At 48.2% G+C, this 14,595-nt stretch carries 14 protein-coding genes; 13 read left to right on the forward strand and 1 reads right to left on the reverse strand.

Annotation, left to right across the window (positions count from 1 at the left end):
* Positions 1-234: 234 nt before the first annotated feature.
* The 13 genes from BLL41_RS07595 to BLL41_RS07655 are packed head-to-tail and all read left to right on the forward strand — an operon-like array spanning position 235 to position 14,347.
* A complete protein-coding gene (locus BLL41_RS07595; protein WP_177230634.1) occupies positions 235-2,055 on the forward strand; it encodes a polysaccharide biosynthesis protein in 1,821 nt (606 codons plus the stop codon).
* An 11-nt stretch (positions 2,056-2,066) separates the two neighbouring features.
* The gene (locus BLL41_RS07600; protein ID WP_071577375.1) at positions 2,067-3,212 is read left to right on the forward strand and encodes a glycosyltransferase family 4 protein; all 1,146 of its coding nucleotides are present in this window, start codon (positions 2,067-2,069) and stop codon (positions 3,210-3,212) included.
* Positions 3,209-4,045, forward strand: a complete 837-nt coding sequence (gene epsE, locus BLL41_RS07605; protein WP_071577376.1) for a glycosyltransferase EpsE — start codon at positions 3,209-3,211, stop codon at positions 4,043-4,045. Before BLL41_RS07600 ends, epsE begins: the two co-directional genes overlap by 4 nt.
* On the forward strand, positions 4,038-5,192 hold the full coding sequence (locus BLL41_RS07610; RefSeq protein ID WP_071577377.1) for a glycosyltransferase family 1 protein: 1,155 nt from the start codon (positions 4,038-4,040) through the stop codon (positions 5,190-5,192). Before epsE ends, BLL41_RS07610 begins: the two co-directional genes overlap by 8 nt.
* A complete protein-coding gene (gene epsG / locus BLL41_RS07615; protein ID WP_003228259.1) occupies positions 5,189-6,292 on the forward strand; it encodes a biofilm exopolysaccharide biosynthesis protein EpsG in 1,104 nt (367 codons plus the stop codon). The genes BLL41_RS07610 and epsG overlap by 4 nt, the downstream gene beginning before the upstream one ends.
* Before the next feature lie 24 nt (positions 6,293-6,316).
* Positions 6,317-7,351 (forward strand): glycosyltransferase family 2 protein, encoded by a 1,035-nt coding sequence (locus tag BLL41_RS07620; protein ID WP_071577378.1) that lies wholly within the window; start codon positions 6,317-6,319, stop codon positions 7,349-7,351.
* Between the two features lie 4 nt (positions 7,352-7,355).
* Positions 7,356-8,432, forward strand: a complete 1,077-nt coding sequence (locus BLL41_RS07625) for a polysaccharide pyruvyl transferase family protein (protein ID WP_071577379.1) — start codon at positions 7,356-7,358, stop codon at positions 8,430-8,432.
* Complete coding sequence (locus BLL41_RS07630; RefSeq protein WP_071577380.1) at positions 8,429-9,463, forward strand: glycosyltransferase; 1,035 nt, start codon at positions 8,429-8,431, stop codon at positions 9,461-9,463. The genes BLL41_RS07625 and BLL41_RS07630 overlap by 4 nt, the downstream gene beginning before the upstream one ends.
* Positions 9,460-10,977 (forward strand): MATE family efflux transporter, encoded by a 1,518-nt coding sequence (locus BLL41_RS07635; RefSeq protein ID WP_071577381.1) that lies wholly within the window; start codon positions 9,460-9,462, stop codon positions 10,975-10,977. Before BLL41_RS07630 ends, BLL41_RS07635 begins: the two co-directional genes overlap by 4 nt.
* Positions 10,974-11,582, forward strand: a complete 609-nt coding sequence (locus tag BLL41_RS07640; RefSeq protein ID WP_071577382.1) for a sugar transferase — start codon at positions 10,974-10,976, stop codon at positions 11,580-11,582. Before BLL41_RS07635 ends, BLL41_RS07640 begins: the two co-directional genes overlap by 4 nt.
* A complete protein-coding gene (locus tag BLL41_RS07645; protein WP_071577383.1) occupies positions 11,579-12,229 on the forward strand; it encodes an acetyltransferase in 651 nt (216 codons plus the stop codon). Before BLL41_RS07640 ends, BLL41_RS07645 begins: the two co-directional genes overlap by 4 nt.
* Before the next feature lie 4 nt (positions 12,230-12,233).
* A complete protein-coding gene (locus BLL41_RS07650; protein ID WP_071577384.1) occupies positions 12,234-13,400 on the forward strand; it encodes a DegT/DnrJ/EryC1/StrS family aminotransferase in 1,167 nt (388 codons plus the stop codon).
* The gene (locus BLL41_RS07655; protein ID WP_071577385.1) at positions 13,379-14,347 is read left to right on the forward strand and encodes a polysaccharide pyruvyl transferase family protein; all 969 of its coding nucleotides are present in this window, start codon (positions 13,379-13,381) and stop codon (positions 14,345-14,347) included. The genes BLL41_RS07650 and BLL41_RS07655 overlap by 22 nt, the downstream gene beginning before the upstream one ends.
* A 9-nt stretch (positions 14,348-14,356) precedes the next feature.
* Here the strand turns inward: BLL41_RS07655 and yvfG are convergent, their stop codons facing one another.
* Positions 14,357-14,575, reverse strand: coding sequence for a protein YvfG (gene yvfG / locus BLL41_RS07660; RefSeq protein ID WP_003219905.1), 219 nt, complete (start codon positions 14,573-14,575; stop codon positions 14,357-14,359).
* Positions 14,576-14,595: the final 20 nt, after the last annotated feature.

Below are 14,595 nucleotides of genomic sequence, written 5' to 3' on the forward strand. Positions count from 1 at the left end.
TTTGAAAAAGGTGATGTCTCCTGACCTGTATCAATGGAGGCACTCGGCTCTGCTGTGGGCAGCTGAAGTTGCTGCCTTAGATGCTGGTCGTCGCTGGCGGGGCGTGAGGATGGGTTAAATGCCCACTTATCTGATATATACATAGGACGTGTTATCGGTTTAGCTGCTGCCGATTTTTTGGAGAGACGAAAACCGCCGCAGCTAAACCGATAAAAGAATTAGGGGGGGAATAGGTTGAGTTACCGGAGAAGACTGTCAATGATTATTGCGCTGGATACTTACCTCGTTTTAAATTCAGTTATTGCAGGATATCAATTTTTAAAAGATTCCTATCAATTCTATGACTCCGGAGCATTACTGCTTACCGCTGTCAGCTTGCTCCTCAGCTATCATGTGTGTGCTTTCCTGTTCAATCAGTATAAACAGGTGTGGACATACACCGGGCTCGGCGAGCTGCTTGTCCTGCTTAAGGGCATTTCGCTTTCCGCCGCTGTGACCGGCGTCATTCAGTATGCTGTGTATCATACGATGTTTTTCCGTCTGTTAACCGCGTGCTGGGTGCTTCAGCTTTTGTCCATTGGAGGGACCCGTATTTTATCAAGAGTATTAAACGAAAGCATTAGAAAAAAACGCTGCGCCTCGTCCCGCGCGCTGATTATCGGGGCGGGCTCAGGTGGGACCCTGATGGTCAGGCAGCTGCTTTCGAAAGATGAACCCGATATCATACCTGTCGCTTTTATTGATGACGACCAAACGAAACATAAATTAGAAATCATGGGGCTGCCCGTAATCGGCGGAAAAGAAAGTATCATGCCTGCGGTGCAAAAGCTCAAAATTAACTATATTATTATTGCCATTCCTTCACTCCGCACCCATGAGCTTCAGGTGTTATATAAAGAATGTGTGCGAACCGGAGTAAGCATTAAAATTATGCCTCATTTTGATGAAATGCTGCTTGGCACACGAACTGCCGGACAGATCAGAGATGTAAAAGCTGAGGATTTGCTCGGCAGAAAGCCGGTGACCCTCGACACTAGCGAAATTTCGAACCGCATCAAAGGAAAAACAGTTCTCGTCACGGGAGCGGGCGGATCAATCGGCTCGGAAATCTGCCGGCAGATCAGCGCGTTTTTGCCTAAGGAAATCATTCTGCTCGGCCATGGGGAAAACAGCATTCATTCGATTTATACAGAGCTGAACGGACGATTCGGCAAACACATTGTGTTCCATACGGAAATCGCTGATGTGCAGGACCGCGATAAAATGTTTACCTTGATGAAAAAGTACGAGCCGCATGTTGTCTACCATGCAGCTGCCCATAAGCATGTCCCTTTAATGGAACACAATCCTGAAGAGGCGGTCAAAAACAATATCATCGGAACAAAAAATGTCGCAGAAGCAGCCGATATGTCGGGAACTGAGACATTCGTGCTGATTTCATCAGACAAAGCGGTGAACCCAGCCAATGTAATGGGGGCGACAAAACGGTTCGCGGAGATGATTATTATGAATCTTGGAAAAGTCAGCAGAACCAAATTTGTCGCTGTCCGTTTCGGCAATGTACTCGGGAGCCGCGGCAGCGTCATTCCGATTTTCAAAAAACAAATTGAAAAAGGCGGCCCGGTGACAGTAACACATCCGGCAATGACCCGGTATTTCATGACGATTCCCGAGGCATCAAGGCTTGTGATTCAGGCCGGTGCACTGGCAAAAGGGCGTCAGATTTTTGTTCTCGATATGGGAGAGCCCGTAAAGATTGTGGATCTGGCCAAAAACCTCATCCATTTGTCAGGCTACACGACAGAGCAGATTCCTATCGAATTCACAGGCATTCGTCCCGGCGAAAAAATGTATGAAGAATTACTGAACAAAAATGAAGTCCACGCTGAACAAATCTTTCCAAAAATTCATATCGGCAAAGCGGTTGACGGCGACTGGCCGGTGCTGATGCGCTTTATCGAGGATTTCACTGAACTGTCGGAAGCCGACCTGAGAGCGAGGCTGTTTGCGGCAATCAATACATCAGACAAAATGACGGCTGCCAGTGTTCATTAGGGGGAGTGAAAATGACGAAAAAGATATTGTTTTGCGCGACTGTTGATTATCATTTTAAGGCCTTTCACATCCCTTATTTTAAATGGTTCAAGCGAATGGGCTGGGAGGTTCATGTCGCCGCGAACGGACAAACCAAGCTGCCGTATGTAGATGAGAAATTCTTTATCCCGATTCGCAGGTCACCTTTTCACCCTCAGAATCTGGCCGTTTATAGGCAGCTGAAGAAAGTGGTCGATACCCATGAATACGACATGGTTCATTGCCATACACCGGTAGGCGGCGTTCTCGCCAGACTGGCGGCGAGGCAGGCACGGCGGCACGGAACAAAGGTGCTGTACACAGCGCACGGATTTCACTTCTGCAAAGGGGCACCGATGAAAAATTGGCTTCTTTACTATCCGGTCGAGAAATGGCTTTCAGCATATACGGACTGCCTGATTACGATCAATGAAGAGGATTACACACGGGCGAAAGGACTTCAAAGGCCGGGCGGAAGGACGCAGAAAATTCACGGTATTGGTGTCAATACCGAGCGTTTCCGGCCTGTTAGCCCGAAAGAGCAGCAAAGACTCAGAGAAAAACACGGATTCCGTGAAGATGATTTTATATTGGTTTATCCGGCTGAGCTCAATGTGAACAAAAATCAGAAGCTGTTAATTGAAGCCGCAGCCTTGCTGAAAGAAAAAATTCCTTCGCTCCGCCTTGTGTTTGCCGGGGAAGGGGCAATGGAACAAACGTATCGAACGTTAGCTGAAAAGCTTGGCGCTTCCGCAAATGTCCGTTTTTACGGCTTTTGCAGCGACATACATGAGCTGATTCAGCTTGCGGATGTATCTGTCGCATCCAGCACGAGAGAGGGCCTCGGCATGAATGTGCTTGAGGGAATGGCGGCAGAAAAACCGGCGATCGCCACAGATAACCGCGGGCATCGGGAAATCATCCGCGACGGAGAAAACGGTTTTCTGATCAAAATTGGTGACAGTGCTGCTTTTGCCCGCCGGATTGAACAGCTTTACCATAAGCCGGAACTCTGCCGAAAGCTGGGACAGGTAGGCCGAAAAACAGCCTTGCGCTTTTCGGAGGCGCGAACGGTGGAAGAAATGGCAGATATTTATTCCGCGTACATGGATATGGATACAAAGGAGAAAAGCGTATGAACTCAGGACCGAAAGTTTCTGTCATTATGGGCATTTATAATTGCGAGCGCACTTTGGCAGAAAGCATAGAATCCATTCTCAGCCAATCCTATAAAAATTGGGAGCTGATTTTGTGCGATGATGCGTCAACAGACGGCACGCTCCGCATCGCGAAGCAGTATGCCGCTCATTACAGCGACCGCATCAAACTGATCCGAAACAAAACAAACAAGCGGCTTGCCGCATCATTAAATCATTGTCTTTCGCATGCGACAGGCGATTATATCGCACGTCAGGACGGAGATGACCTTTCGTTTCCGCGCCGTCTGGAAAAGCAGGTCGCGTTTTTAGAAAAACACCGCCACTATCAGGTGGTTGGCACCGGCATGCTTGTGTTTGATGAATTTGGCGTAAGAGGCACTCGGATCCTGCCTTCTGTTCCGGAGCCGGGCATCATGGCAAAAGGGACCCCATTTTGCCACGGCACGATTATGATGAGAGCGAGTGCCTACCGCGCGCTGAAAGGCTACCGGTCGGTGCGGCGGACGAGACGAATGGAGGATATCGATTTGTGGCTTCGCTTTTTTGAAGAGGGCTTCAGGGGCTATAATCTTCAGGAAGCCTTGTATAAAGTAAGGGAAGACAGCGATGCATTCAAACGGCGGTCATTTACGTATTCGATAGACAATGCCATCCTTGTCTATCAGGCGTGCAGACGCTTGAAGCTTCCTGTATCTGATTACATATATATCGCAAAACCGTTAATCCGCGCCTTTATGCCTGCAGCCGTGATGAATCGCTACCACAAAAAAAGAGTAATGAACCAAAAGGAAGGGTTTGTTAAGCATGAATAGCGGCCAAAAACGTGTGCTCCATGTTCTCAGCGGCATGAACAGGGGCGGTGCGGAAACCATGGTGATGAATTTATATCGGAAAATGGACAGAAGCAAAGTGCAATTTGATTTTTTAACGTATCGAAATGATCCGTGCGCTTATGATGAAGAAATTTTATCCTTAGGCGGGCGGCTTTTTTATGTCCCGAGCATTGGGCAAAGCAATCCCCTTACATTTGTGAGGAATGTGAGAAACGCGATAAAAGAAAACGGGCCGTTCAGCGCTGTTCATGCGCACACGGATTTCCAAACGGGTTTTATCGCCCTTGCGGCAAGGCTCGCCGGAGTGTCGGTCAGGGTATGCCATTCCCACAATACGTCTTGGAAGACCGGCTTCAATTGGAAGGATCGCTTACAGCTGATGGTGTTCAGGCGGCTCATCTTTGCGAATGCGACAGCACTATGTGCCTGCGGAGAGGATGCGGGCAGTTTTTTATTTGGACAGTCCAACATGGAGCGGGAGCGTGTTCACCTTCTTCCGAACGGGATTGATCTTGAGATGTTCGCCCCAAATGGGCAGGCGGCTGATGAAGAAAAAGCAGCACGCGGCATTGCAGCCGATCGGCTCATCATTGGCCATGTGGCCCGGTTTCATGAAGTGAAAAACCACGCGTTCCTGCTGAAACTTGCCGCACATCTCAAAGAAAGGGGCGTTCGCTTTCAGCTCGTTCTCGCAGGAGACGGGCCGCTGCGCGGGGAGATAGAGGAGGAGGCGCGGCGGCAGAATCTGCTATCAGATGTCCTCTTTTTAGGCACTGAAGAACGTATCCATGAACTAATGCGTACATTTGATGTGTTTGTCATGCCGTCTCTGTACGAAGGCTTGCCGGTTGTGCTTGTGGAAGCACAGGCGTCGGGGCTTCCATGCATCATTTCAGACAGCATTACAGAAAAAGTTGACGCCAAGCTCGGGCTTGTCACAAGATTAAGTCTTTCTGAGCCGATCAGCGTCTGGGCTGAAACCATTGCAAGGGCGGCCGCCGCAGGCAGGCCGAAGCGCGAACTCATCAAAGAAACACTCGCTCAACTTGGCTACGATGCACAGCAAAATGTAGGAGCGCTGCTGAATGTATATAACATCAGCACGGAAAAGGACCATAACCGATGATTGTATATGCCGTCAATATGGGGATTGTATTTATTTGGTCTTGGTTCGCTAAAATGTGCGGCGGCCGTGACGATTCACTTGCCACAGGGTATCGGCCGAATAAGCTTTTGATCTGGATTCCGCTCGCTTCACTTGTGCTCGTGTCAGGCCTCCGCTATCGAGTGGGCACGGATTTTCAGACGTACACGCTGCTGTACGAATTGGCGGGCGATTATCAAAATGTGTGGCAGATATTCGGTTTCGGCACAGCGAAAACAGCGACTGATCCGGGGTTTACCGCACTCCTTTGGCTGATGAATTTCATTACTGAAGATCCTCAAATCATGTATTTTACGGTTGCAGTCGTGACCTACAGCTTTATTATGAAGACACTCGCCGACTATGGCAGGCCGTTTGAGCTGAGTGTCTTTTTATTTTTGGGAACCTTTCATTATTACGCGTCTTTTAACGGCATCAGGCAATACATGGTGGCAGCTGTTTTGTTTTGGGCGATCCGTTATATCATCAGCGGGAACTGGAAGCGATATTTTCTAATTGTGCTGGTCAGTTCGCTCTTTCATTCGTCGGCGCTAATTATGATTCCAGTGTACTTTATTGTCAGAAGAAAAGCCTGGTCACCGGCGATATTCGGCCTATCCGCTTTATTTCTCGGCATGACATTTTTATATCAAAAATTTATTTCTGTGTTTGTCGTTGTACTTGAAAACAGCTCATACAGCCATTATGAAAAATGGCTCATGACGAACACAAATGGAATGAATGTGATCAAAATCGCTGTTTTGGTTCTGCCGCTGTTCCTTGCATTTTGCTATAAAGAACGACTGCGGAGTCTGTGGCCGCAAATCGATATTGTCGTCAATTTGTGCCTGCTTGGTTTTTTGTTCGGCCTTTTGGCCACAAAGGACGTGATTTTTGCCAGATTCAATATTTATTTCGGTCTGTATCAAATGATCTTAGTCCCTTATTTTGTCAGGATATTTGATGAAAAATCAAACGCCCTTATCTATATCGCTATCGTTGTTTGTTATTTTCTTTACAGTTATTTGCTTATGCCGGTTGATTCATCGGTTCTGCCTTACAGAACGATTTTTTCCCGGTAATTTATGCACGAGGAGCCGGTTATTATGGAAACACCTGCGGTTAGTCTGTTAGTCGCTGTTTATAACACAGAAACATATATCAGAACGTGTCTTGAATCATTGCGGAACCAGACAGTGGACAATATTGAAATCATCATCGTCAATGACGGTTCTCAAGATGCCAGCCCGGATATCGCGGAAGAATACGCCAAAATGGACAACAGGTTCAAGGTGATTCATCAGGAGAACCAGGGTCTCGGTGCGGTTCGGAATAAAGGCATTGAGGCGGCACGCGGCGAATTTATCGCGTTTATCGATTCAGACGATTGGATCGAACCTGATTATTGCGAGCAGATGCTCCGGGAAGCAGGCGATAAAACTGATCTGGTCATTTGCAATTACGCCGCAGAGTTTGAGGACACTGGCAAAACCATGGACTCTGACATTGCCCAAACCTATCAGGATCAGCCTAAGGAGCACTATATCAAGGCATTATTCGAAGGGAAGGTCAGAGGGTTTTCATGGAACAAACTGTACAGAAGAAGCATGATTGAAGCACATCGGCTGTCGTTCCCGCTCCGAGGCGAGCTGGAGCATGTCGAGGATCAGTTTTTTAGCTTCAGGGCTCATTTTTTCGCCCGCTCGGTATCCTATGTAAAAGCGCCGCTCTATCATTACCGAATTCACCTTTCCTCCATTGTGCAGCGCTATCAGAAAAAACTGTTTGAATCAGGGCTTGCGCTGTATGAGGCGAATGCGGCGTTTTTACAGGAGAACAACAAACTGGAGGAGTACCGTAAGGAGCTTGATACCTTTATCGTTCTTCACAGCAGCATCTGTATGCTGAATGAATGGAAAACGAGCGGCAGCCGCCGGCTGTTTGAAAAGCTCAGAAATGTTGGCGTGATATGCGCGGACCCGGTATTTCAAGAAAGTCTTTCGAAAACGGGGACAGCGCCTTTTGACGCAAAACGGTCATGCCTGCTTCTGATGGCGAAATATAGAATGATTCCGTTCGTCGCGATGGCATCGGCTGTGTATCAGCGGGTGATCGAGTACAAAATGAGAAACAGAGGGTGAGGACATGTCGTTACAATCGTTGAAAATCAATTTTGCAGAATGGCTGCTGCTTAAGGTCAAATACCCGTCCCAATATTGGCTGGGAGCGGCAGACCAGCCGGTAAAGGCCGCAGCACATCAGAAAAAAATCATACTGACCCTGCTGCCGTCCCATGACAATTTGGGAGATCACGCAATTGCTTATGCCAGCAAGGCATTTCTTGAGCAAGAATACCCGGACTTTGACATCATCGAGGTCGATATGAAGGACATTTACAAATCAGCAAAAAACCTGATCCGCTCGCGCCATCCGGAGGATATGGTCTTTATCATCGGCGGCGGAAACATGGGGGATTTATACCGTTATGAGGAGTGGACGCGCCGCTTCATCATTAAAACATTTCGTGACTATCGGGTTGTCCAGCTTCCGGCAACGGCTCATTTTTCTGACACGAAAAAAGGGCGAAAAGAGCTGAAGCGGGCACAGAAAATTTATAATTCGCACCCGGGCCTGTTGCTGATGGCACGGGATGAAACAACGTATCAATTTATGAAACAGCATTTTCAAGAAAAAACAATTTTGAAGCAGCCGGACATGGTGCTGTATTTAGACAGAAGCAAGGCCCCCGCAGAGCGCGAAGCGGTTTATATGTGTTTGCGCGAGGACCAGGAAAGCGTGCTTCAGGAGGAGCAGAGAAATCGGGTCAAGGCTGCGCTATATGAGGAATTCGGCGAGATCAAATCCTTTACGACAACGATTGGGCGCCGGGTCAGCCGTGATACACGCGAACAAGAGCTTGAAGCACTGTGGTCGAAGCTGCAAAGCGCAGAAGCCGTCGTCACTGACAGGCTTCATGGTATGATTTTTTGCGCGCTGACAGGAACGCCGTGTGTTGTCATTCGCTCCTTTGACCATAAGGTGATGGAAGGCTATCAATGGCTCAAAGACATCCCATTCATGAAGCTGATTGAACATCCGGAGCCGGAGCGAGTAACAGCCGCAGTCAATGAGCTTTTAACAAAAGAAACACCCCGTGCAGGCTTTCCGAGAGATGTGTATTTTAAAGGTCTGCGTGACAAAATCAGCGGTGAAGCGCAATGACCCCGCTCGTCAGCATTATTGTCCCGATGTATAATGTTGAACCATTTATAGGGGAGTGCATTGATTCTTTGCTTTGCCAAACGCTTTCTGATATTGAAATCATCCTCGTGAATGATGGAACACCGGATCGGTCAGGCGAAATTGCAGAGGACTATGCAAAACGGGATGCGAGAATCCGGGTCATTCATCAGGCAAACGGCGGGCTTAGTTCAGCGCGAAATACGGGAATAAAGGCCGCGCGGGGCACTTACATCGGCTTTGTAGACGGAGACGATTATGTATCTTCCGCCATGTTCCAGAGGCTGGTCGAAGAAGCGGAGCAAAATCGGCTCGACATCGCCGGATGCGGTTTTTACAAGCAGTCACCGGACAGGCGGACATATGTGGCGCCGCAGCTTGAGGCAAACCGCGTGCTGACAAAACCAGAAATGACTGAACGGCTTAAACATGCTCACGAAACGAGATTTATCTGGTATGTATGGCGTTATCTTTACCGTCGTGAGCTTTTTGATAGGGCGAATCTGATGTTTGAGGAAGACATCCGTTTTGCTGAAGACTCTCCCTTTAATTTGTCCGCTTTTCGCGAAGCGGAGCGGGTGAAAATGCTTGATGAAGGATTGTACATTTATCGTGAAAACCCGAACAGCCTGACAGAAATTCCTTATAAGCCGGCGATGGATGAACATCTTCAAAAACAATATCAGGCCAAAATCGCATTCTACAATCACTATGGCTTAGCAGGCGCATGCAAAGAAGATTTAAATGTGTACATTTGCAAACACCAGCTTCCGATGCTTTTGGCAAATGCCTGTGCTTCTTCGAGTTCGCCGAAAGACATCAAAAAGAAGATCAGACAGATTTTATCCTATGACATGGTACGGCAGGCTGTCAGACATACATCGTTTCGGCATGAGAAATTATTAAGAGGAGAGCGTTTGGTATTAGCACTGTGTAAATGGCGGCTCACATTTCTCATCAAGCTGTTTTTCGAGCAGCGGGGGACGATGAAAGGCAGTGCGAAGCAGGCATGAAATTCACGATAAACTTCAGCGCGAATCTCACGGCTTTTCTGTTGTCTGTTTTCCTGTCGGTTTGGATGACACCTTTTATTGTCAAAACGCTCGGTGTGGAAGCGTTCGGCTTTGTTCACTTGACACAAAATGTGATTAATTACTTTTCGGTTATCACTGTGGCTCTCAGCTCGGTTGTCGTTCGCTTCTTTTCTGTTGCTGCCCACAGGGGAGAGCGGGAGAAAGCAAATGCGTATATCAGCAATTATTTAGCGGCCTCTGTTTTGATTTCAATGCTTCTCTTGCTGCCGCTTGCGGGTTCGGCTTTTTTTGTTGACCGCGTCATGAATGTGCCGCAAGCGCTTTTGGCTGATGTGCGTTTGTCGATTTTGATCGGCAGTCTGCTGTTTATCTTAACGTTTCTGACGGCTGGTTTCGGGGCTGCACCATTTTATGCCAACCGCCTTTACATCACCAGTTCCATTCAGGCGGTGCAAATGCTTGTACGCGTGCTGTCTGTGCTGCTCCTGTTTGCATGCTTTGCGCCAAAAATCTGGCAGATCCAGCTTGCCGCTTTAGCTGGTGCTGTCATCGCGTCTGTGCTGTCTTTCTATTTCTTCAAAAAGCTGATTCCGTGGTTTTCGTTCCGTATGAAGGATCTTTCATTCCGCACAAGCAAGGAGCTGTTTCAAGCGGGCGCATGGAGCTCCGTCAATCAAATCGGCGTCCTGCTTTTTTTGCAGATTGATCTGTTAACCGCCAATTTGATGCTTGGGGCGTCCGCATCCGGGAAATACGCGGCAATTATCCAGTTTCCGCTGCTTTTGCGCAGCTTGGCCGGAACGGTCGCATCCCTGTTTGCGCCTATCATGACTTCATATTATTCAAAAGGCGATATGGACGGATTGATGAATTATGCCAATAAGGCAGTAAGGCTGAATGGCCTTTTGCTTGCACTTCCTGCTGCCTTATTAGGCGGATTGGCGGGGCCTTTTCTGACAATCTGGCTCGGACCGTCTTTTTCGTCGATAGCACCGCTTTTATTTATTCATGCCGGATACTTGGTTATCAGCCTCGCCTTTATGCCGCTGTTTTATATTTGGACCGCTTTTAATCAACAAAAAACACCGGCGATTGTTACCCTGCTGTTAGGTGCGGTGAATGTGGCGCTGGCCGTCACGCTGAGCGGGCCGGCTCATCTCGGTCTGTACGGCATAACATTGGCCGGGGCGATTTCCCTAATTTTAAAGAATGCCATCTTTACGCCGCTTTACGTATCCCGCATTACAGGCTGCAAAAAGCACGTGTTCTTTAAAGGCATATTTGGGCCTCTTTCAGCCGCTGTGTTTGCCTGGACGGTCTGTAAGGCTATGCAGTTTGTTGTGAAGATTGACGGCTGGACGTCACTGATAGCGACGGGAGTGACAGTCAGCTTTTGCTACGCTGTTTTCGCTTTTATGCTCGTTTGTACAAAAGAGGAAAGACAGCTGGTACTAAAACGGTTTCGAAAAACGAAAGGAGCTGTGAATCTTTGATCCTGAAACGACTTTTTGATCTGACGGCCGCCATTTTTTTGTTGTGCTGTATGAGTGTGATCATTTTGTTCACCATCGCCGTTGTCAGGCTGAAAATAGGATCACCTGTCTTCTTTAAGCAAGTAAGGCCGGGCCTGCATGGAAAACCGTTCACCCTATATAAGTTCCGGACAATGACGGATGAACGGGACAGTGAAGGAAATCTGCTGCCCGATGAAGTCCGGCTGACGAAAACGGGCAGGCTGATCAGAAAGCTGAGCATTGATGAGCTTCCGCAGCTTCTGAATGTCCTGAAGGGCGATCTCAGCCTTGTCGGGCCGCGCCCGCTTTTGATGGACTATTTGCCCCTTTATACAGAAAAACAGGCCCGGCGCCATGAGGTGAAGCCGGGTATCACTGGCTGGGCGCAAATCAATGGCAGAAACGCGATTTCCTGGGAAAAGAAATTTGAATTAGATGTTTGGTACGTTGACAACCGGTCATTTTTTCTCGATTTAAAAATTCTATGTTTAACGGTGCGAAAGGTTCTTGTGTCAGAAGGGATTCAGCAAACCAATCATGTGACCGCTGAACGGTTTACCGGAAGCGGAGATGTGTCCTCATGAAAAACGTGGCCATTGTGGGTGACGGCGGACACGGAAAGGTGATCAGGGAGCTGATAAACGCCCGCACAGATACGCGTTTAGCCGCGGTGCTGGATGATAAATTCAAAACGTTCGAAGGCGGAAAAGAATGGTACACAGGACCGCCGGAAGCCGTTACTGAACTGCGCAGGCTCATTCCTGATGTGCTGTTTTTGATTGCTGTTGGAAATAACAGTGTCAGAAAACAGCTGGCGGAGCGGCTGGGACTGAAGAAAGATGATTTTATTACATTGATTCACCCGTCAGCCATCGTCAGCAAGTCCGCTGTCATCGGGGAAGGGACAGTGATTATGGCGGGCGCAATCATTCAGGCGGATGCGCGCATCGGCGCCCACTGCATCATCAATACGGGTGCAGTGGCAGAGCACGATAATCAAATCAGCGATTACGTTCATCTGTCCCCGCGTGTCACGCTGTCAGGAGCGGTTTCCGTTCAGGAAGGCGCTCACGTTGGAACCGGTGCGTCCGTCATACCGCAGCTTACAATCGGGGCTTGGAGCATTGTCGGCGCTGGCTCCGCGGTGATCCGTTCCATACCGGACAGGGTAACGGCGGCCGGTGCACCGGCACGCATCATTTCTTCCATTCAAACATCAAACAAAGGATGATTCTATGCATAAAAAAATCTACTTATCTCCCCCTCACATGAGCGGCAGGGAGCAGAACTATATTTCGGAAGCTTTTCGCTCAAACTGGATCGCGCCGCTTGGGCCGCTCGTGAATTCATTTGAAGAACAGCTGGCAGAACGCGTCGGTGTAAAAGCAGCAGCTGCGGTCAGCTCTGGAACAGCTGCGATTCATCTGGCGCTGCGTTTGCTTGAGGTAAAAGAAGGTGACAGCGTGTTTTGCCAGTCCTTCACATTTGTAGCAACTGCCAATCCGATTTTATATGAAAAAGCGGTGCCCGTCTTTATTGATTCTGAGCCTGATACATGGAATATGTCGCCGAAAGCCCTTGAAAGAGCATTGAAGGAAGCGAAAAGAAACGGAACTCTGCCAAAAGCCGTTATTGCCGTCAATCTATATGGGCAGAGCGCGAAAATGGATGACATCGTAAGCCTGTGTGATGCATACGGAGTTCCTGTCATTGAGGACGCAGCCGAATCTCTCGGAACAGTCTACAAAGGGAAGCAAAGCGGGACATTCGGGCGCTTCGGCATTTTTTCATTTAACGGGAACAAAATCATCACCACATCAGGCGGAGGGATGCTCGTTTCAAATGATGAAGCCGCAATTGAAAAAGCAAGATTTCTCGCTTCGCAGGCACGAGAGCCGGCTGTTCATTATCAGCACAGTGAAATGGGGCATAATTACAGGCTGAGCAATATCTTAGCCGGTGTCGGCATTGCCCAGCTTGAGGTGCTGGATGAGCGCGTAGAGAAAAGAAGGGCCATTTTCACGAGGTACAAAAATGCGCTCAGTCACATAGACGGCGTCCGCTTTATGCCGGAGTACGAAGCAGGCGTATCAAATCGCTGGCTCACCACGCTCACGCTTGATAACGGGCTCAGTCCCTATGACGTAGTTTACCGTCTTGCTGAAGAAAACATTGAAGCCCGTCCGCTGTGGAAGCCGCTTCATACCCAGCCGCTGTTCGATCCGGCTTTATTTTATTCCCATGAAGATACAGGAAGCGTATGCGAAGAGCTTTTCAAGCAAGGGATCTGTCTCCCATCCGGTTCAAATATGACAGAAGATGAGCAAGACCGAGTTATTGATGTGCTACTGCACTTATTCCAAAATGCCGAGGTGAAGAAATGGACAGCAAGCATTCGATGATCAGCCTGAAACAGAAACTGTCCGGGCTGCTCGACGTCATTCCGAAACAATCTGAGATCGTATATGCGGACTATCCTCTATATGGGAATGTAGGGGATTTATTTATTATGAAAGGAACAGAAGCCTTTTTTAAAGAACACGGGATTCGGGTCAGAAAACGATGGAATCCCGACAATTTTCCAGTCGGGCGAAAGCTGGATCCTAATCTTATCATCGTCTGCCAGGGAGGCGGAAATTTCGGGGATCTGTATCCGTATTATCAAGGCTTTAGAGAGAAAATCATCCAAACCTATCCGAACCACAAAATTGTGATCCTGCCGCAATCGATTTATTTTCAAAACAAAGACAACCTCAAGCGGACGGCGGAGATATTTTCTAAGCATGCGAATCTCCACATCATTACAAGGGAAAAAGCCTCCTATGCTACGGCACAGGCTTATTTTTCAAGAAATCACATTCAGCTTCTGCCTGATATGGCTCATCAGCTGTTTCCCGTCATTCCCACGCAGCAGCCGTCCAATCAAAAGCTGAGATTTATCCGAACAGATCATGAAGCAAACCAGGAGCTTCAGGAACACGCAAAAGCGGAGAGCTACGACTGGCGCACGGTCCTGTCAGCTTCAGACCGCCGGACGATCGCTTTTCTGCAAACGCTCAACGTCCTGAACAAAAAAGCGGGCAACCCTTTGCCTATTGCCTATATATGGGGAAAATACTCGGATTATATCGTCAAAAAAGCCATTCGGTTTTTCAGCCGTTACGAATCGGTGGAAACATCAAGGCTGCACGGCCACATCTTGTCTTCTCTTCTTCAAAAAGAAAACACGGTCATTGATAATTCCTATGGGAAAAACGCCAATTACTTTCACACCTGGATGGAAGGAGTGCCAGGCACCCGGATGATCCAGGACGCCTCAAAGAAGGAAAACCTTCCTGCTCACGTGTGAGCGGAAGGTTTATTTTGATTCTCCACGTTTGACTTTGTTGTATGCTTCATCTAAGTGCTGAATCCGCTTTAAGACGACCGCGTTTTTGGTCAGCTGGTCTTGCACGAGCGTTGAGACGACGGAACGGTAGTAGCTGTTCATCGCGTGGATTTTATCCTCAGACTGATTCATTTCAATATGCTGTTTTAAATTCTCAATAAAATAAGGGACGGAAAAAAGTTCAGACATTTCTTTGGCAGCTCCTTTTT

It is taken from the genome of Bacillus sp. FMQ74, from assembly GCF_001875785.1.
In the GTDB taxonomy this organism is placed as follows: Bacteria; Bacillota; Bacilli; order Bacillales; family Bacillaceae; genus Bacillus; species Bacillus stercoris.

Bases quoted from the DNA above. Each gene is read 5' to 3' on its own strand.
- BLL41_RS07610 (WP_071577377.1), top strand. From the start codon at position 4,038: ATGAATAGCGGCCAAAAACGTGTGCTCCATGTTCTCAGCGGCATGAAC.
- BLL41_RS07620 (WP_071577378.1), top strand. From the start codon at position 6,317: ATGGAAACACCTGCGGTTAGTCTGTTAGTCGCTGTTTATAACACAGAA.
- epsG (WP_003228259.1), top strand. From the start codon at position 5,189: ATGATTGTATATGCCGTCAATATGGGGATTGTATTTATTTGGTCTTGG.
- yvfG (WP_003219905.1), bottom strand. From the start codon at position 14,575: ATGTCTGAACTTTTTTCCGTCCCTTATTTTATTGAGAATTTAAAACAG.
- BLL41_RS07625 (WP_071577379.1), top strand. From the start codon at position 7,356: ATGTCGTTACAATCGTTGAAAATCAATTTTGCAGAATGGCTGCTGCTT.
- epsE (WP_071577376.1), top strand. From the start codon at position 3,209: ATGAACTCAGGACCGAAAGTTTCTGTCATTATGGGCATTTATAATTGC.
- BLL41_RS07600 (WP_071577375.1), top strand. From the start codon at position 2,067: ATGACGAAAAAGATATTGTTTTGCGCGACTGTTGATTATCATTTTAAG.
- BLL41_RS07650 (WP_071577384.1), top strand. From the start codon at position 12,234: ATGCATAAAAAAATCTACTTATCTCCCCCTCACATGAGCGGCAGGGAG.
- BLL41_RS07630 (WP_071577380.1), top strand. From the start codon at position 8,429: ATGACCCCGCTCGTCAGCATTATTGTCCCGATGTATAATGTTGAACCA.
- BLL41_RS07645 (WP_071577383.1), top strand. From the start codon at position 11,579: ATGAAAAACGTGGCCATTGTGGGTGACGGCGGACACGGAAAGGTGATC.
- BLL41_RS07655 (WP_071577385.1), top strand. From the start codon at position 13,379: ATGGACAGCAAGCATTCGATGATCAGCCTGAAACAGAAACTGTCCGGG.
- BLL41_RS07635 (WP_071577381.1), top strand. From the start codon at position 9,460: ATGAAATTCACGATAAACTTCAGCGCGAATCTCACGGCTTTTCTGTTG.